General features: G+C 34.5%; 14 protein-coding genes. 11 read left to right on the top strand and 3 right to left on the bottom strand.

Annotated elements, in window-relative coordinates; all coding sequences use genetic code 11:
- The first annotated feature begins 110 nt into the window (after nt 1-110).
- From LG336_RS23810 to LG336_RS23760, 11 genes are all read left to right on the top strand, one after another.
- Nucleotides 111-284 (top strand): LytR family transcriptional regulator, encoded by a 174-nt coding sequence (locus LG336_RS23810; protein WP_404329956.1) that lies wholly within the window; start codon nt 111-113, stop codon nt 282-284.
- 102 nt (nt 285-386) lie between these two features.
- Complete coding sequence (gene wecB, locus LG336_RS23805; protein ID WP_404329955.1) at nt 387-1,532, top strand: non-hydrolyzing UDP-N-acetylglucosamine 2-epimerase; 1,146 nt, start codon at nt 387-389, stop codon at nt 1,530-1,532.
- Nucleotides 1,533-1,794: 262 nt separating this feature from the next.
- Nucleotides 1,795-3,036: a glycosyltransferase family 4 protein gene (locus tag LG336_RS23800; protein ID WP_404329954.1), complete on the top strand. Its 1,242-nt coding sequence runs from the start codon at nt 1,795-1,797 to the stop codon at nt 3,034-3,036.
- The gene (locus LG336_RS23795) at nt 3,033-4,328 is read left to right on the top strand and encodes a glycosyltransferase (RefSeq protein ID WP_404329953.1); all 1,296 of its coding nucleotides are present in this window, start codon (nt 3,033-3,035) and stop codon (nt 4,326-4,328) included. Before LG336_RS23800 ends, LG336_RS23795 begins: the two co-directional genes overlap by 4 nt.
- Nucleotides 4,329-4,342: 14 nt before the next feature.
- Nucleotides 4,343-5,623 carry an accessory Sec system protein Asp2 gene (locus LG336_RS23790; RefSeq protein ID WP_404329952.1) on the top strand — a complete coding sequence of 427 codons (1,281 nt, stop codon included), beginning with the start codon at nt 4,343-4,345 and terminating at the stop codon, nt 5,621-5,623.
- Nucleotides 5,624-5,650: 27 nt separating this feature from the next.
- Nucleotides 5,651-6,805 (top strand): methyltransferase domain-containing protein, encoded by a 1,155-nt coding sequence (locus LG336_RS23785; protein ID WP_404329951.1) that lies wholly within the window; start codon nt 5,651-5,653, stop codon nt 6,803-6,805.
- Nucleotides 6,805-9,510, top strand: a complete 2,706-nt coding sequence (locus LG336_RS23780) for a glycosyltransferase (RefSeq protein ID WP_404329950.1) — start codon at nt 6,805-6,807, stop codon at nt 9,508-9,510. Before LG336_RS23785 ends, LG336_RS23780 begins: the two co-directional genes overlap by 1 nt.
- 36 nt (nt 9,511-9,546) lie before the next feature.
- Nucleotides 9,547-12,036 (top strand): heparinase II/III family protein, encoded by a 2,490-nt coding sequence (locus LG336_RS23775; RefSeq protein ID WP_404329949.1) that lies wholly within the window; start codon nt 9,547-9,549, stop codon nt 12,034-12,036.
- A gap of 27 nt (nt 12,037-12,063) precedes the next feature.
- Nucleotides 12,064-13,341 carry a nucleotide sugar dehydrogenase gene (locus LG336_RS23770; RefSeq protein ID WP_404329948.1) on the top strand — a complete coding sequence of 426 codons (1,278 nt, stop codon included), beginning with the start codon at nt 12,064-12,066 and terminating at the stop codon, nt 13,339-13,341.
- Nucleotides 13,338-14,141: an ABC transporter permease gene (locus LG336_RS23765; protein WP_404329947.1), complete on the top strand. Its 804-nt coding sequence runs from the start codon at nt 13,338-13,340 to the stop codon at nt 14,139-14,141. The genes LG336_RS23770 and LG336_RS23765 overlap by 4 nt, the downstream gene beginning before the upstream one ends.
- Before the next feature lie 16 nt (nt 14,142-14,157).
- Nucleotides 14,158-15,825: an ABC transporter ATP-binding protein gene (locus LG336_RS23760; protein ID WP_404329946.1), complete on the top strand. Its 1,668-nt coding sequence runs from the start codon at nt 14,158-14,160 to the stop codon at nt 15,823-15,825.
- 1,197 nt (nt 15,826-17,022) lie between these two features.
- Here the strand turns inward: LG336_RS23760 and LG336_RS23755 are convergent.
- From LG336_RS23755 to LG336_RS23745, 3 genes are read right to left on the bottom strand one after another with little or no spacing between them, the layout of a single operon-like run.
- The gene (locus LG336_RS23755; RefSeq protein ID WP_404329945.1) at nt 17,023-17,259 is read right to left on the bottom strand and encodes a DUF5348 domain-containing protein; all 237 of its coding nucleotides are present in this window, start codon (nt 17,257-17,259) and stop codon (nt 17,023-17,025) included.
- Nucleotides 17,256-18,056: an ExeA family protein gene (locus LG336_RS23750; RefSeq protein WP_404329944.1), complete on the bottom strand. Its 801-nt coding sequence runs from the start codon at nt 18,054-18,056 to the stop codon at nt 17,256-17,258. The genes LG336_RS23755 and LG336_RS23750 overlap by 4 nt, the downstream gene beginning before the upstream one ends.
- Entirely contained in the window at nt 18,049-19,404 is a 1,356-nt protein-coding gene (locus LG336_RS23745) for a DDE-type integrase/transposase/recombinase (protein WP_404329943.1), read from the bottom strand. Before LG336_RS23745 ends, LG336_RS23750 begins: the two co-directional genes overlap by 8 nt.
- Between the last annotated feature and the right edge of the window lie 40 nt (nt 19,405-19,444).

The raw sequence follows: 19,444 nt of genomic DNA, 5'->3' as shown, positions 1-19,444 counted from the left end.
AGTAGGAAATTATGGTGAATATCGACAATTATTTTGGCAAACTTAATAATACGGCATATAATGAAGGAAGTCTTTATTAAGGTAATATTTTAAAGTGGTGATTAAATGGTATGAGGAATGAGGATAAGATAAAGGAATTTGATAAATTTCCGAAGTCAGTAAAAAAGACGCTAAGGTATATAAATCAAGATGTTAATTCAATCGAACAACTTGAGGAAGTTGAAAAAGTTATTAAATTACATATTAATAAGAAAAAACTTGAGTTAAAAAAGGGAAACCATTAAAATTTTTGTCGACTAATGGATGGTTGCTAATCCTTTTATTTGATAGTATTTAAAGGTAACGGTAAAATTTACCTATCATTTTATTACTAGGGGGAAGTATGTTTGTCGAAAAGAATTAAAGTTATGACCATTTTTGGAACCAGACCTGAGGCGATTAAAATGGCTCCGCTCGTTTTAGAATTAGATAAATATCCAGAAAGAATTGAATCCATTGTGACAGTAACTGCTCAGCATAGGGAAATGTTAGATCAAGTCCTTAAAATCTTTAATATAGAACCTGATTATGATTTAAATGTTATGAAGGACCGTCAAACACTAATTGATGTGACTACAAGAGCCCTTGAGGGGCTAAATAAAACAATGAAAGAGGTTAAACCTGACATTGTTTTGGTACACGGGGATACAACGACAACTTTTGTAGCTAGTCTTGCTGCACTATATAACCAAATATCTGTTGGACATGTCGAAGCAGGGTTACGTACTTGGAATAAATACTCTCCATATCCAGAAGAGATTAACCGGCAAATTACAGGTGTGATTGCAGACTTACATTTTGCACCTACAAAAAAATCCTTTGAAAACCTTGCGCAAGAAAATAAAAATGTAGAAACAATTTATATCACAGGTAATACCGCTATTGATGCTCTACAAACAACAGTAACAGATTCTTATAACCATGAAGTTCTTGAAAGGGTTGGTAACTCTAGATTAATCTTGTTAACAGCCCATCGTCGTGAAAACCTAGGCGAGCCAATGAGAAACATGTTCCGTGCTATCAAGCGGTTAGTAGATGAGCATGAGGATGTTCAAGTGGTGTACCCAGTACATATGAACCCAGCAGTTCGTGAAGTCGCAAATGAAATCTTAGGAGAAGATAAAAGAATTCATCTTATTGAGCCTCTTGGGGTACTGGATTTCCATAACTTTGCTTCAAGGGCTCATATAATCTTAACAGATTCCGGTGGTGTTCAAGAAGAGGCCCCATCTCTTGGTGTACCTGTATTAGTGCTCAGAGATACAACTGAGCGTCCAGAAGGAATTGAAGCGGGGACGTTAAAACTAGCAGGAACTGATGAAGAAATCATATATAAATTGGCTAACGAACTTCTAAATAATAAGGAAGAATATGATAAAATGTCTAAAGCATCGAATCCTTATGGTGACGGCAAGGCCTCTTATCGAATTGTGCAAGCGATCCTACATCATTTTGATAATAATCATCCTAAACCAGGGGCGTTCCAATTATAAGTGAACAATAATAATTTAAAAGGGTGATTTTTAAGTGAAGAAAAGACAATAACTTTCTTATTAGACACGAGGTTATTGTCTTTTCTTGTAAATATAAAACAAACTATATCCATTTAATTTCCAATAAAAAGGAGTGTAAATGGAATTTATGTTGTGTTACGATTGAAATCGTCAAGTGTTACAGTAACAATACAAAAATTCAATTAAAGTTAATTTTATGGATTGCTAGCTATTGATTTATGGTCAGGGGGAGCCATTAAAAATGAAAAAAAAAGTGCTCTTGATTTCTCAAGGATTTTACCCTGAGATTGGTAGTGCGGGAAACCGGATGAAAAATATTTTTCAACTTTTGCAACTTGAAGGTTATGAAGTGGAGGCACTAACCACAGAACCAACTTATCCTAATAAAAACCTTTATAGGGATGAGAAATTTTGGAACGAAGAGGCCTTAAATAATAATCCTTCTATTAAAAGAGTAAAAATAAAAAATAGAAAGTATTCAACAAGTATTTTTAACAGGCTCATTTATTATATGGAAATGGCGATTAGATTGCTTTTCTTTATTATTAAAGACAAGGAAAAATATGATTTTATACTAGTATCATCTCCCCCGATTTTTGTGGGATTTGTCGGTTTAATAGCAAAGATACGATATAAAAGGAAACTTATACTTGATATTAGAGACTTATGGCCCGAATCGCTTAAAGGTGTAGGAGTTTTTAATTATAAAATAATTATAGGTTTCTTTAGTCTGCTAGAAAAGGGATTATATAGATATTCCGATTATATTATTGTTAATAGCTTGGAGTTTAAGGAATATATTTGCAAAAATACTAGTGTTTTACCCAGCAAAATTGGGTTCATGCCCAACTCAGCAAGACTAGGAGAAATACCAGATAAACAATCAGTATCCAGGGACGGTAAAATCAAGGTTATTTACACAGGTAATATTGGTCTTGCGCAAGATATTGATGTCTTAAAAGAGTTAGCATTGCAGCTAAGAAAAGAGAATATAGATTTAAGTATTGTCGGTTATGGAATGAAAAAGCCGGAACTTGTCGAATTTGTTAAATTGAATCAACTAACTAATGTACACTTTTACTCTCCGGTTACGAGACTTGAGTGCTTTAAAATAAATATGAATCACGATATCGGTTTTGTCAGTTTAAATGAACAAGAAGTATTTAATACTGTCTTGCCAGGGAAAATTGTGGACTATATGACATGTAGGCTACCAATTGTAGCATCTGTGTCGGGGTATGCAAAAAAAGTAATTGAGGAAGAAAAAGTAGGGTTTGTATCAGAGTCCCGAAATAGCAAGGAGATTATAAATTATATCCTTCATCTTTCTAAACATCCAGATCTCCGCAAGCAAATGGCAGAAAACGAAGGGCGATATATTATGGAAAAATTTCTTTGGGAAGACAATATTAATGTACTAACAAATATATTTGAGGAAATTAATTATAAACAAAATAATACAGTGTCAGGTGTAGTAGAATGAAGAACAAAAATGTGTGCATGTTTGTATGGAACCATTTTACCAACGATGCCAGAGTCTTAAGAGAATGTACGGCTTTGGCAGAAAACGGGTATAACGTAGATCTTATTTGTATTCACGATCCAAAAGTAGAAAATATGCCTTATGTTGAAGAAAAATGTGAAAACTTTCACGTCTATAGAGTAAGGAGATACCTCGGACTATTAACTTTACTTCAAAGAGTTTATAGCTATTGCCTTAAGTTTAAGGCAATTGGAGCATTGTCATTTTTGGCATGGGCATTTTTAACGTATCTTTTACCTCATGTCCTAATACCTGTAACAATATTAGCGTTTTTAATCTTGAAAACTAGAATTAAAGGACTTGTTGTTAAAGGTAGTATTATTATAAGAATGATTCTAAGAGGGTACAGAAAAAATTATGGCTTCTACCATTCAAATGACCTAAACACACTCCCGCAAGGGTATATTTGCGCAAAATGGAGGTTTAAGAAGAAAACATTAATCTATGATTCTCATGAGGTCCAAACCAGTCGGACGGGTTACAATTCACCGGTATATGGATTGATGGAAAAGACTTTAGTGAAAAAAATTAATTCAATGATTGTTGAAAACCATACCAGAGCAAAATATAACGAAGAGTTATACGGGTTTTACCCAAATGTAGTTCATAACTATCCTTTTAAACAAACTAAAGAAACTTTTGAAAAAGTGAACATTCATAAAATACTAGGATTACCAAAAGATGAAAAGATTCTTCTTTACCAGGGTGGAATTCAAACTGGAAGAGGTTTGGACAAATTGATTCAGGCTACTCCACATTTCAAAGAAGGTACACTTGTTCTAATAGGAGACGGAAAAATTAAACCACAGTTGCTCCAAATGGTCGATGAAATGAAATTGCATGATAAGGTCAAGTTCATTCCGAAAGTACCATTAAGCGATCTGCCTAAATACACACGAAACGCCTATCTAGGCTTCCAAGTATTAAATAATGTTTGTTTTAACCATTACTCTGCTTCGTCTAATAAACTATTCGAATATATGATGGCGGGTGTACCCGTCGTAGCATGTGATTTTCCTGAGATTAAAAGAGTTGTAGAGGGAGATGCTACAGGTATTTGTATTGATTCTCACAAACCAATGGAGATAGCGCAAGCAGTTAATCAATTGCTAGAGGAAAGCGAGCTATATCTAAATCTAAGTATGAACAGTATAGAGGCTAGCAGTAAATATAATTGGGAAGAAGAACAATTTGCTTTTCTTGATATTTACAGAAATTTAATTGTTGAGTAAGGAGATATACAGACATGACAAGTTTAGTAGAGGAAATATATGAGTCGAATATACCCATAAAGTATGTTTTTGAGAAGGGAAAAGTAAATAAAGAGAACCTAATTATTGTTTTTTCCGATTTTAACGAACAGGGATTTACCGCTCTAGAAGGGTATGACTATCTAGAAGAATTAAAGACATTTGATTGTAATAAGCTTTTCATTCTTGATAATTATGGGCCAAAGGGTTGTTATTATTTAGGACCTGATTTGAATTTTGAGATTGAAACTTCAGTTGTTTCACTGATTAGTTATATAGCAAGTATAAGCAATGTATCGAATAAAAATATAATTACAGTTGGGGCAAACAAAGGCGGCAGTGCTGCTCTTTACTATGGTCTGAAATATAACTTTGGACATATTATAGCTGGAAATCCACATATAAATATAGCAGACTATCTATTAAAACACGCAAAAGAAACTGCAGAGTATTTATTAGGATATAAACCTAGTAAATTTAAAGTAGAAAAATTAAACAAGTTAATCATAAGCCAACTAAGTAAAAACATTATATCTGAAATAAATGTAATAATTGGTGATAATTTGGAAATAAGTAAACATTCAGATGAGTTAGTTCAAGAGCTTTTAAAGAAAAATATTGACTATGAATTATATAAAAGTAAAGAAGTTCAAAGCTTTAATGGAATTAAGGATGTTTTTCTGAAGTATCTAACGATGCAACTTACTAAAATTGTCGAAAAGATTGATATAAAAAAAGTGATCTTTGATAAGAATTTCTCTGGGAACTGTAGAGTGAAAATCGAATCTGATAATATAAAGTGGTTAGAAAAAAATGAAATTCGATTAAGATTATCTGATGATGAGAAGATACTAAAAGAATACAAGGTAGAACGAGAATTAATAATCCCGCATAGTGAACTGAAAGAATTAGTTGACGATCCAAAGTTGGTCAAATTTGAAGTGGGAATGATTAGAAACTCCGTTGATCTACTTACAGTACCATTAGATGAAATATTTATCGGTAATGAGTTTGTATTGAAAGATACGGATCTCTCAGTTATAGATGGAAATACGTTGAATTTTGTTATTGATATTGAGGATTCAGCTGAGCTAGAGTTCGCCTATTATATTCGAAAAAATAAAAAGGTAATAAATAAAATTATGTATATTTCAGATAGGGAAATAAAATTTCCTGTTGAAAGTCCAGGCAAATATCAAATTCAATATTTTATTCGTAAAAAAGGTGAACAAAGTAAATTACTGAGCTTAAAGACTGATTTTATCGAGGTAGGTTAATAATTTGTAAAAGTAGGAGTGTTAAGCTTGAAAATTTTTGATGGTTTTTTAGCTGAGCCAATTATCGATGAAAAGAGAAACTCACTCGAGGAAATCTCCGACATTGGAATTCAGTGGATACTTAAGCAAGTAAAAGGTAATAAAGTATTAAACATAGGATTAAAACAGCATGACGCAGCTATTCGTATAGGACGTAAGGGAAAGCGCGTTTTAGGCATTGACACTTCTGACAAATTTGTTAACAGAGCGAAGGATATTTTGAAAGGTGAATCCCCGTCCATTAAAAGAAATGTTGAGTTCCGGAATATTGACTTCTTAACTTTTAATGTGTGGAACGAAAAGTATGATACGGTTATCATAAATGATGTAGTTGGAGGAGTAAATTTTCTTAAAAAATATGTAAATAAAGCAGTTGGTTTACTTCGAGGGAAAGGAAAAGTGATTATTAATTTTTCCTTAAGCTCTACACAAGTAGAGATGATGAAATTAGCAGATTTGTTAAGCTTGGCTACGGGTTCGCTAAAATTAACTACAATTGAAATAAATCGAAATCAAGCTTGGATCGCACTCGAACAAAATGCTGATTTCAAAACAATTAAACTATATGAAGACCTATTAAAAAGGTTTGAAGATTCTCATCTAGAGAGTGAAGATGTGAGAAGTGCACCTAGTGAGGATAGCATAATCTTCCTAGAAAATCATTCATCTACTGTAAAGAGACACCAAGATGGAAGTGATAACTCTCGAAAGACTGATGTGGACAAGGTAGATTTAAGGGAGTCGGTAGAGCTCCTAAAAAGCCAACAGAGTAAAGTAAGTGATATCTCTAAAGAAATTTACGAGTCAAATGTACTTTTACGTAAGTTTGGACAAGAAATGTCGGGACTTAACTCCCTCGTTGAACAAAACAGAGAAAATCAAAAACAGATTAATGAACTAAACAATAAACTGTCGCTTTATAAACTCGAAGTAGAAAAAATGAAGAAACAATTAGTTGAGGAAAAAAGGGCTAAAATTAAGGTTCTTGAAGAAGTAAATAGTATGTATGAAAAAGAAGAAAAGTTGTTAAAGTCACATCGAAAATTAATTATGAAATATCAGGCCCTTAGTAACTCGAAGTTAGGAAAACTGACCATTGCCTACTGGAGATTTGTAAAGCAGTTTAAGCGAGGGAAAAAATAGTGGATATAATTAATATAGATAAGCGATTAGCAAATATAAAAAAAGGCAAACAAAGTATTAGAAATAAAATTCAATTAGAGAAAAATCAGATTGAAATAATTTTATCCGAAGTAGAAAATAACAAAGGCTACAATGCACTTAAATCCATCAGTGTGGATCATGAAGCGAACAAAACAAACGATACAGAAAGCTATTTAAAATATAGAGAGAAAGTATCAGATATAAATTACTTTAGTAAAGTAAAGAAATTACTGGAAGATATTCCAGAAAGTAATGGAAGTAGATATTTTCATAAGTTTGACCTCAATGTTGGGATTATTGCGGATGAATTTTTGTATCAATCGTATAAGGATGTTGCGAACTTCCATTATATAACTCCGAAGAATTATGAGGATTATAAAGGTAAATTAGATTTATTCTTTGTCGCAACGACTTGGAGAGGGTTAGAGAAGGAATGGAGAGGCGTAGCCAACCCGGATGGGAAATTAAGAAAAGAGCTATATAAAATAATTGACTTCTTCAAAGAACAACAAGTGAAAGTTGTATTTTACTCAAAAGAAGATCCGGTTAACTATGAGAAATTTGTTGATATAGCAACTAAATGCGACTTTATCTTTACAACAGCACAGGAAAAAGTAGAGGATTATAAAAAATATTGTAAAAATGATAAAGTATACGTTTTAGAATTCGGTATAAATCCCATTTATCATAACCCTATTGGATTAAGGAATGCTCCTAAATTTGATGATGTGTTCTTTGCGGGTTCATGGCTTAATAAATACCCGGATAGGCAGAAAGAAACGATAGATTTATTTGATGGTGTGATAAATGCTGGAAGGAACTTGAAGATTATAGATAGAAACTTCTCGCTGAATCATCCTGATTACTTTTTTCCACAAAAATATCTAAAATATATCTCACCAGCAATTGAGCATCAGTATTTACAAAAAATACACAAACTATATGATTGGGGACTGAATTTAAACTCTGTCAAGTTTAGCAGCACGATGTTTGCGAATAGGATATATGAACTCCAGGCAATTGGAAATATCATACTATCTAATTATAGTGTTGGTGTGAATGACAAATTTCCAAATGTATTTATTATAAATGATAGTCAAGAAATAAAAGACATTATGAATGGCTTTACTAAAGAAGAGATATATAACCACCAGGTTTTAGGAATAAGAAATGTTATGTCCTCTCATACAACGTTTGATCGATTTGACTATCTTTTAGAGTGTATTGGGGAAGAAAGAAGATTAGACCCTAAAAAGGTTCTAGTAGTAGCGGATGTAATAGATGAACACGTGAAAATGTGTTTTGATAAGCAAACCTATGAACATAAAACCTTAATCCTAGAAAAGAATTTAACTGAGGAAATTAAAAGTCAATATACTATGGTGGCATTTTTCAATTCAAACTATCACTATAGAGAATACTACCTTGAAGATATGGTTAATGGGTTTAAGTATACTGATTCTGATTTTATCACTAAAGATGGGTATTATAATGGAACAGAAATTGTCAGTGGAATTGAACATAATTATATCAGCAGGGTAGATAACAAGTATAAGACGGTTTACTGGTCAGAATCATTTACAGCTAATGAATTATTGAATATGGATAATGGGGCAGAAATCAAAAATGGATATAGTATTGATCATTTTGAATTCAATGTCTCCAGAGAAATTAAAAAGGACTTTTTAAACGAAAAGTATGAAGTTTCCGTCATTATCCCTGTTTATAATAATGGAAAGTATTTATTAAACAAGTGTTTTAATAGTTTAAAAAGAAGTAGTATTTTTAATAAGATGGAAATTATTATGATTGATGATGGGTCAACAGATCCTAAGACCATTGCAACCATTAATCGAATTGTTGAAGAACACACGAATGTTAAGAGCTACTTCTATACGGATGGAGGAAGTGGAAGTGCCTCTCGACCAAGAAATAAGGGAGTAGAGCTTTCAACGACCGGTTACATCACATATTTAGACCCTGATAATGAGGCTGTAAATGATGGATATGCTCATTTATTAGAGGTTCTTAAGAAAGATGAAAGTCTTGATATGGTTATTGGGAATATGACCAAACTTGATAACGTGAAAAAAGGCGCTTTTAATTACTCTAAAATTGTTACCAATACAGTGGGCGGCAAAGTAATTGATAACCCTAGACAATTATTAATTGATACGAATTTAAGAGCTCAAAGTATTCAAGCATTATTAGTGAAGAAAGAAATAATTACTGAAAATCAACTGAAAATGGTGGAAAACGCAGGTGGGCAGGATACTCTATTCTTCCAAGAGTTACTATTGAACTCAAAACGTACCTCTGTCATAAATAAGGTTGTGCACATTTATTACGCTGCTGTTACGGGATCCGTTACGAACACGATAACGAAAAAATTCTTTACTAAATTCCATACAATAGAATTAGAAAGATTCCCGTTCTTAGTGAAAAATGAGCTTTTAGATGTGTATATGGATAATCGATTTAATTTTTATTTTAAAAACTGGTATCTAAAAAGAATAAACAAAATTAGCAAAGAGGATCAAAAGGAATCAATCGATACTCTTTATAAAATATATTCCCTTTACAAGCAATATATAACAACTAGAGATAAGGATATTGAGGAATTCGCAAGATTATATGAAAAACAGATGTATGAGCAAATTGTAACCTACTTTAGTAAAATATAATTATTCGTAATAGCTGAATAAAGGGTGTGACGATTGTTGTTTGATGATATCCCAAAAATAAAAGCAAATATCTCAGATATTGATAACTTAGAGTTTACTTTTGATAGCCCATATTTTTTAACGGTAACATGGGAGGATGTAAACTTTGACTTCTATATAAGTTTAAAAAGTACATCGAATAAGATTATGTTCTTTGGAAATGGCGCCTATGATAGTGAAAAGATGTCTTTGCCCGTTTTCCAAAGACACTCATGGGCCAATGAAATAAATGAATCAGTGATTGTTTACAATGACCCTACATTATATTTAGGTAAAATGAACCTAGGATGGGGTCAAGGGACAACAGAGAGATTCTATATTAAGGATCTGTCACAAATAATAACCAAACTAATATCCCATCTTGGGATTGACAATACGAATGTACTATTTTATGGCAGCTCAGCCGGTGGGTTTCAGTCGTTATACTTGGCGGGGCTAATTAGGGGTTCAAAGGCGTTGGTAAATAATCCCCAAACCGCAGTTCATAAGTATTATCCATCACATGTGAAGAAAATGTATAGTTACTCCTATCCTGGACTTGAACAAAGTAATATTGAAGATAAATATATTGAGCGTTTAGATGTTGCTGAATTCTATAAAAGTATTAATTATATTCCCGATATTTACTATTTACAAAACTTAGCTTGTAAGCATGATGTTCAGAATCATCTACTTCCATTTCAGAATAGCCTAGAAAAACTAAGAGGAAAGGTAGATATTTCACGAATTAGATTCGAATATTATCATAATGAAGAGCAGGGGCATAATCCGTTAGATAAGAGCGTGACCCTAAAATATTTGAGTGAATTTAGCGGAGTCAATCAGTCCGATGTAACAATAAAGCAATTGGAAACTTCTAAGATTATAAAGATCTCAAATAAAAGTCATGAAACGATTGATATAGCGAATAAGATTATGCAAAATCAAATCTATCTCTTTGCTAGTTTAGACCTAATAGATTTCTCTAATGGGTTCAATTGGGATTATCAGCATCACACGAATCCCCAGACTTATCAGCTTTATTTACAAGCGTTAAATCCCATCAGTTTCCTATTAAATGCAGTTGAAGCAACAGACGATATTAGTTATCTTTATAAGGCAAAGGAAATAGTAGAGTCTTGGTATGACTATCAAAGTACTAAACCAAATAACACTATGGTTTGGTACGATCACACGATAGCATATCGAGCTCATAACCTTGTTTATTATATGCTTCTAGCCAAGAAATATAAATTGGATTTTGATGAAAAGAAATATATTTCTCTTATTGAACAACACGCCGATTATCTATGGTCGGATGGTTCCTATCGAAAGAATAACCACGGAATTATGATGGATAGAGCTTTGATATTATTAGGTATGCTTTTGGAACATCCTGAATCCTCTCATTGGATCGAGAAGGGAATTTGGAGATTAAAAGATACATTCTACTCTAGTTATAGTTCTAATGGTGTTCATCTTGGAAATTCGCCAGAGTATCATAGAATTGTATCTAACCTTTATAAATCAACAGAGGCGTTTTTAGAACAGAATAACCTTACATTAGGTGAAGATCTATTAGCGATATTATCTAAGTCGGAAAGGTACTTCTCTTATCTCTCTAAACCGGATGGATCAATCCCAATGCTAGGAGATTCAGGTGAGTTATTTTCGTCTAAGGAAAATAAAGAATTTGAAAGCTTCTATGACCAAACAGCGGGGATAACGATCCTTCAGTCTAAAGATAAGCAAGACAAGGACTTATCGACATGGGTTTCCTTTGTTTGTGGCTATGGAACTACAGCGCATAAGCATTATGATGATTTATCTTTTACGCTTTTCTATAAGGGTAAGGATATATTCGTAGATTCTGGCAAATACGGCTATGGAAGCTCTAAGGTAAGGTCTTATGTGGTTTCTCCTTCAGCACATAATACTCTTTTTATTAAGAATAAAAGATATAATTTAGATAAAATTGATAATGACTTTAAGAATATATATACTTCAAGTTTTTTAACTACAAACAGAGTAGATATGGTTAAGGGCATTAATATGGGATATGACGGAGTAAAACTAGAGAGGACTTTAATATTTATTAAACCCAATATTTTAGTAATCTTAGATTCCTTTAATAATGAGACTTCGAACCCAATCTCCCAACTATTTAATCTAGCTCCTCATATTGAAATTCTAGACTATAAGAATGAGAGAGCCAAGATCAAGTCTGACGATGAAATAATTGAGATTGAACAAATATTACCTGAGGGATCTTTTGAAGTCCATAATGGATCGGAAGAGGTACCTAAGGCAGTTATTGCAAAACAGTTTGGAAAAGTAATTAAAACCAACCAGTTAGAGTATACAACCGAGAAAAAGGAAGGCCATCTTTTAACAGTTGTTAAGTTAGGTGAGAGTGCGGTAAAAAACTTCAAGAGTGCTTCAATCAATGAAAAAAGTGGTTTAGTAACAATTAATGCAAATGGAGAGCAATTTAATATTTATATTTAAATAATAATATATTAGGAGGAATTTATTATGAAATTATGTACAATTGGACTAGGATACATCGGATTACCAACATCAATTATGTTTGCAAAGCACAATGTTGAGGTTGTAGGTGTAGATGTTAAGCAAGAAGTAATTGATTCATTGAACGGCGGAAAGATCCATATTGAAGAACCAGGATTACAGGAAGCATTAGAAGAAGTAATCGAAAAGGGAACTTTTAGAGCGTCAATGCAGCCGGAAAAAGCGAATGCCTTCATCATTTCCGTTCCAACTCCAAATAATGACGACCAATATAAATCTTGTGATCTGACATACGTTGAAAGTGCAGTGAAAACAGTGTTACCGTATGTAGAAAAAGGTAATGTTATTATTGTTGAATCAACAATTGGACCACGCAGCATGGATGATGTTGTGAAACCATTAGTTGAGGAAGCAGGATTTGTTGTTGGACAAGATATCTTCCTTGTTCATTGTCCAGAAAGAGTATTACCAGGACAAATTATGCATGAATTGATTTATAACAACCGTATTGTCGGCGGGATTACACCTGCATGTACAGAGGCTGGAGCGATGGTTTACAGCACATTTGTAAAAGGTGAAATCATTAAAACGAATGCAAAGACAGCTGAAATGTCTAAGTTAATGGAAAATACATTTAGAGACGTAAACATTGCATTAGCAAATGAACTAGCTAAGGTTTGTAATGAACTTGAAATAAATGCATTGGATGTAATTGATATGGCCAATAAACATCCACGAGTAAATCTTCATACTCCAGGACCAGGAGTTGGTGGACACTGTTTAGCAGTTGACCCATACTTTATTGTAGCTAAAGCTCCTGAAACAGCACAATTAATCGACCTATCACGTTCAATTAATGTTTCTATGCCAGAGTATGTAGTAGAAAACGTGAATAAATTAATGGAAAATGTAGATGGTAAGGTTGTAACGGTATTTGGTTTAACTTACAAAGGAAATGTCGATGATATTCGTGAAAGTCCAGCAATGGAAATTCTAGAAATGTTGAAAGAGCAAAATAAATATAAAGTAAGAGCACATGACCCACATGTTCAATTGGACTGGGTTATTCAAGATATGGAAGAGGCGGTATCTGGTTCCGATTTAGTACTAATTCTATCAGACCATAATGAGTTTAAAGCTTTTGATGCTGCTGGACTTAGCAAGATGAATAATAAGAGAATCTTTGATACAAAAAATGTAGTTAAAACAGTTACTGGTGAAATTGAGTATATGAACTATGGAAATCTATATGAATATCTAAAGAGGGAAGCTAGCCTTGTATGAATTTAGTCTGGCAAGTATTGAAGGAACAACTTCAGAGTTTGAATTTGATTTTCAGACTTGGGTTTTATGAAATAAGAAGTAAATATAAAATGCATTATTTGGGTGCATTATGGCAAATATTGAATCCCCTATTTCAAATAGGTATTTACTGGTTTATCTTTGGAATAGGAATCAGAGGGGGATCTCCTGTTGGAGAGACCCCATTTTTCCTATGGTTAATAGTTGGTCTAGTACCTTGGTTGTTTATAGCGCCTACATTAACTCAAGGAGCGAACAGTGTCCATACAAAGATTAACCTTGTTTCAAAGATGAAGTTTCCAGTCAGTGTGTTACCGTCAATTAAAATTGTTGGGAACTCATTTTCCTTTTTTATCATGCTATTTGTTACAACAGGTATTTTACTATTTAACGGCATTTTCTCAGGGCTCTATTTAATACAATTACCCTATTATCTAGTGTGTTTATACCTTTTGTTATATGGTCTAACTTTATTACTATCTACACTAACGATGATTATTAGAGATATTCAAACGATGCTACAATCAATTGTAAGAATGATGATGTTCTTACTTCCGATTCTTTGGAATGTTAATTCCCTACCTGCTATATTTTTAAATATTCTAAAATTGAATCCGTTTTTCTATATTATAGAAGGATTCAGAAACTCTTTAATTGGCGGGGCCTGGTTCTTTGATGATTTTGCCTATACGCTATATTTTTGGATTATCACGATTCTTATTTTACTTATAGGATCAAAAGTCCACATAAAGTTCCGTCATAAGTTCGTTGACTACATTTAGTTCGGAGGCTTATTTAATGAGGCCGAAAATTAGTTTTTCTAATGTTTCAAAAAGCTTTAACTTATATAAAAAACAATCAGATAAGTTGTTAGAGGTCCTCTCCTTCAAGAAAGAAAAACATGATTTTCATGCACTTAGAAATCTATCCTTTGAAATTTATGAAGGGGAGGCAATAGGGATAGTGGGGTTGAATGGTTCAGGAAAATCTACCTTATCGAACTTACTTGCCCAAATTATCCCACCGACCTCAGGGTCTATTGAAATTAATGGAGAGACTTCCCTAATTGCAATCTCAGTTGGGTTAAATAATCAATTATCAGGGCTTGAGAATATTGAACAGAAGTGTTTAATGCACGGCCTAAAGAAAGAAGAGATAAAAAGACTTAAGTCTGAGATCATCGAGTTTGCTGATATTGGGAAGTTTATTGATCAACCTGTGAAAAATTACTCAAGTGGGATGAAATCTCGCTTAGGTTTTGCTATATCGATTCATACAAATCCAGATATTCTTATTGTGGATGAAGCTTTATCAGTTGGAGACCAAACGTTTTATCAGAAGTGTCTTAATAAGATGAATGAATTTAAAAGCCAAGGGAAGACCATTATATTCATTAGTCACTCGTTATCACAAATTGAGGCCTTTTGTAACCGAGTAATGTGGGTTCATTTTGGTAAGATTGAACTGTTTGATGAAGCAAACATTGTAATAAAGAAATACAAACAATTTATTAAAGACTTTAACTCTTTAAGTGAGAGCGAGAAAAAAGACTATAGAAAAAAAATGCTGGATTCCCAGAATAGTGATGAGCCTACTTCGAATGAATTTAACCCATTAGGAAGAAACGCACAACGGGTAAAAAGGAAGAAGGATGTATCATCAACTAAAGAGAACAAGTGGTTTACTACTCAAGTAATTTTTTTATTGCTTGGGGCAATCATAAGTGCTTCTTTTATGTTTGGATTAAAACCAGTACAAAGTCTTGAAAAGTACCTTGAACCTGTAAAAACGGGTAAAACTTCTAAGGAAAGCGAAAAAGCTTTTAGAGATGAAGTAGCTCCGGTTGAGATAATTGCAACGGAAGTGAATACAAATGGTTTTGTTATTGAAGGGCAAACAATGGTATTCGAAGAATACCAATTGAAAAATTCAATAGGGGAACTCTTATTTGCAGAAGAAGTAAAGGTACTTGAGCAAGTAGAAAATTCCTATAAAGTTCAAAAAGATGAATTAATAGGATACGTTAGTCAAGATAATGTAAAACTAGAGGATGAGGAGTTAGCAATACCGGAATCTGATATAGATATGAATGATTTCCTCCCATTATTTCCTGAGCGGTTTGCCAATGCGAATGAATATTTCCGTACGTTTTTAAATGCAGAAGCTGATATGGTCAGGTCTACCCTCATCGGTTTATCCGATGAGGAGGTATTTGAAGATGGCAGGGAGACGCTTACTTATTCAACCTACAGCGCAGAATATAATATCAATCAAGACAAAATAGCCAATTCCATTACAGTTAGAAACTTTGCTACTGATGAGGATCAATGGAATGAATTAAAGGAAGGGGCTTCTTTGCAATCAGAGGATGATTGTTATTATTATTTCTTAATGGAGGATTATGAAATAATAGTCGATACAAATCAGGACATAGCAATAATATCTTTAGCAGGTTTAGGGATTTAGATAAGTTGTAGGGTTATAACTATACTTAAAAAGAGAAATATGTATTGATAACATAGTAAAATCATGAATATCTTCGGGAGGTCCCATCCAACCGGAATTTGACATACGGTAGTAACGGCTAGGGTGGTAGAAGGTTTGACGAAATTATGAAATAAGTAAAAATGAATTTTGGTTTAGTTCATGGGATAAGTCTACTACTGTTATGGCAAGTACTGTTGCTTTTTGCAATCATGTCTCAGTTGGTCACGTTGAGCTGGTCTACGTATTTGCAATAAGTTTTCACCGTCCCGAAACCCACCAGAGGGAGTTGAGCAGGTACTTTGGGGCTTGCAGGTACTGAAGAAGAGAACATTTATCAATAATGTGTAAAACATTTCTTACGAATCCAGAAAAGTATGAAAGATGGCTAAGGTATCGAACTCTGGATGGAAAAGACTCTTTAATGAATTGTACAAGCCATTCTTCATCATTATGGCAATACAGAAGAAGCACCAGAGTTTTTCGAAGGGGAAGAAAGTCAGCTTCAACAAAAGGGTCAACATTAGGAAAGATTTACTCAATGATTTTTCAACCAAAAAGGATTATACTAAGGTCACTTTACCCTTAGTATGATCCTTTTTGTCATTGTGGATGTTTTTATGGCTACATGGTAAGCCTTAACAATAAAATATAAGCGTCCTAACCGGTACGCATCGAATAACCGTATTTCACGAATTTTTCTCATCGATTAAACGGCTAATTTTTATATCCACTACATTCCATTTATATCATTTTTGACCAGGTCATGTATTAATTTAAAATTTCAGGGTTTTGATGGATGCCCAGTTTTGGGAGATACGTCAAAAGTTTCTGTATGTAGTGGTAGAGATGTATTTGATAATCTAAAAGTGGGCCACCGTAGTCATTGAAAACTCCCCCACCTGGTTTATAATAACCCATGACGAAATACTGTTATTTCAACGTGGGGAGACTGGGGCGATGATAGATTTGAATAAGAAACAAGATGTATTACTAATGTACCTAAGGGAGGGGAAATCTCAAAGAGAGATAGCAAGAGTAACTGGAATTGATCGGAAAACAGTAAGTAAATTGTTAATGACGTTCTATAATGTCGTGAATTTGACGTTATTAATTGTCCTAAAACTGACGGACTCACTGTCCAAGATGGGGAAGCAGCCCTTTGCTTCCCCAATTATTTTACAAATCAACCATATAGGTTTCATTTTTCTTAAGGTAAAACCTAACATCATTTCGACCGGTAAGAATGTACCAGTCTCTGCCCAGTTCCAAACGGCAAGAAAGAATCTTTCCATTTCCTAGATGAAGATCAAACCATTCACCACAGTGCATTTTATAACCTGAATTATCTCCCCAAATCACAACCCAACAATCCAGCTTTTCATTGTAGTTCATTTCTTTCCAGCGGCTTTTCATGAAAGTTCCCCCTGGATGACTTGCTTAATCATGTGATCATCAATGATTCTTCGGCCATTTTGTGAGCCATACAGAAGGCTATGTGTACAGAGTTTATTAATGAGCCTTGCGGCACCACCAGAGAACCGATGGATTTCGTCAAGCGCCCCATCAGAAAAGATGGGTTGTTCAACACCTGCATAACGAAGATGCCTGGAAACATACTCCTCAACCTGAGCACGGTCGAGATGTCCTAACTGGAATTGGATATCGATTCTTTGGCGTATCGCCGCGTATGACTGGAGGCGTAGTCGATCCCACAATTCACTTTGACCGACTAGAATTAGCGCCATCGGACTTTGCGAATCCATTTTGAAGTTTAGTAAGAATCTAACTTCTTCAAGCATTTCCCGGTCCAAAAGGTGAGCTTCATCCACTACCACTACAGGCTGTAGCCCTCGTATGCCTTTCATCAATTCAATTTCTCGATGAAGCTGTCGTTTCGCATCTCCCCGATAAAACTTTGCTTCTGAACCTAGTTGTTCTAAAAGACCTTTGTAAAAATGACGAGGTGTTAATTTGGAGTCGGATAAATAAAGGACGTGGAACTTTCCTTTGTCCAACCTATCTACAAACCTACGGATTGTCGTTGTCTTTCCAGTACCACTATCCCCACTTAGGACTGCAAAAAGCTGTCTTTCAGCTGCATATTTAAGCCTTCCAAGGATTTCTTGCATCATGGAAGAATCGTAAAGCTGATTCGTTGGCAAATCCCGTGTGAACGGGGTATTTTCCATTTCATAGAATGCTTCAAACACGAGAGTCATCCTCCTTCCAGACGGCACGGAAGGTTACGGCAGGTTTCTGTTCGATTTGACGATCCTGGTTCTTTCGTTCAGCTGCTTTTAGTAGTCTTGAAGATTCAACACTCTGCACCTGCAGGTGCTCAGGTAATTCAGGACGTTTCCCAGCTCTTTCCCCAATGACAAGCTCCTTGGCCTTCCAAGGAGTATAATCCTCGAACTCAATGGTAAGCTCTTCGATATTTGCAGGGTCATAAACTACATCAACCTTTCGTCCAATGAATGCCAAGCCCACCTCATATTTTTGATCCATGAAACTGATACACCCTGATTTATCAACCTTCCTTGTTTCACAGTGAAGAAATGCATTGCTTAACGTTTCCTCACCAATAAAGCGAATCGCTTTTCTATCGGAACGGAAAGCCGTTTCCGGGCTGATTTTCTCTTCAAGTGCAGAGTGAGGTTTATTCTGATAGCACTCTGTCAGCCACACCTGAAAAAGTTCATTCAGACGATCTAAAGTGTTTGGTTTCTCAATGACAGCTTCACTGATAAATGAATCTATAACTCTATTAAACCTTTCAATTTTACCCTTGGATTCAGCTGCATACGGCTTAGTGTAAGAAAGGCGGGTGCCTATTTTAGAACATGTACGGGACATCCATTTGGTTCGATACTGCTTTCCATTATCAAAATAAACGGCTTCTGGAACACCGTACTTTTGGATTGCCTGCCGGAAGGCATCTTCAATGATTCTTGAATCCAGAGTCGGATAGAAGGCTGCATGAACCACTAACCTGGTTGCATCATCAATAAAAGCGACTAGGTAAACCTGTTTCTTGATCCCATTTGGACCAATAGGCAAATAAGGACCGTATTTAATATCTGATTGCCAAAGTTGGTTCCGATGCCGTTTCTGAAATCTTCGGGCAGCTACTCCGGATTGAGAATAGAGACGCATATGTCGTGTACTGTAACCTTTTTCCGTTAGTTTTTCTTGAAGAGTAGACCTTTTGATTTGTCCTGGTTCAGTTAATCCTTCCCATTCTAGAATCTGGATGATCTGCGCCACACTACGGTTTGGCACTTCCTTTCGAAGAAGGATTGCCTGTTCCAATATATGAGAAGGAATAGCTTCTGACTTCCGAGAAACTTTTCTCCCTTGTGGCTTCAATCCTCCAAATCCCTCTTCACGAAATTGAGCCAGATATCGCCTAATGGTTCTTTCTGAAAGACCGCTTGCCTTCGCTATCTGGTCTTTTAGCTCCTTTACTTTTCCAGCATCAAGCCCCGCTGCCAATAAAGGGGATGTCAGCTGAAAACGCTGCACTGCCAACTCCTCTGATTTCTTATGATTTCTCATGAATACTCTCTCCTTTATGTTTCTAACATGAGTGTAAATC

Source organism: Mesobacillus maritimus, from assembly GCF_044803185.1.
GTDB classification, from domain to species: Bacteria; Bacillota; Bacilli; order Bacillales; family Cytobacillaceae; genus Mesobacillus_B; species Mesobacillus_B maritimus_B.
The sequence above is the reverse complement of the archived record's forward strand: the minus strand, read 5'-3'. Positions and strand labels throughout refer to the sequence as shown.

Coding starts and splice junctions, on each gene's coding strand:
- LG336_RS23810 (WP_404329956.1), top strand. CDS start 111: ATGAGGAATGAGGATAAGATAAAGGAATTTGATAAATTTCCGAAGTCA.
- LG336_RS23800 (WP_404329954.1), top strand. CDS start 1,795: ATGAAAAAAAAAGTGCTCTTGATTTCTCAAGGATTTTACCCTGAGATT.
- LG336_RS23795 (WP_404329953.1), top strand. CDS start 3,033: ATGAAGAACAAAAATGTGTGCATGTTTGTATGGAACCATTTTACCAAC.
- LG336_RS23790 (WP_404329952.1), top strand. CDS start 4,343: ATGACAAGTTTAGTAGAGGAAATATATGAGTCGAATATACCCATAAAG.
- LG336_RS23770 (WP_404329948.1), top strand. CDS start 12,064: ATGAAATTATGTACAATTGGACTAGGATACATCGGATTACCAACATCA.
- LG336_RS23765 (WP_404329947.1), top strand. CDS start 13,338: ATGAATTTAGTCTGGCAAGTATTGAAGGAACAACTTCAGAGTTTGAAT.
- LG336_RS23760 (WP_404329946.1), top strand. CDS start 14,158: ATGAGGCCGAAAATTAGTTTTTCTAATGTTTCAAAAAGCTTTAACTTA.
- LG336_RS23755 (WP_404329945.1), bottom strand. CDS start 17,259: ATGAAAAGCCGCTGGAAAGAAATGAACTACAATGAAAAGCTGGATTGT.
- LG336_RS23745 (WP_404329943.1), bottom strand. CDS start 19,404: ATGAGAAATCATAAGAAATCAGAGGAGTTGGCAGTGCAGCGTTTTCAG.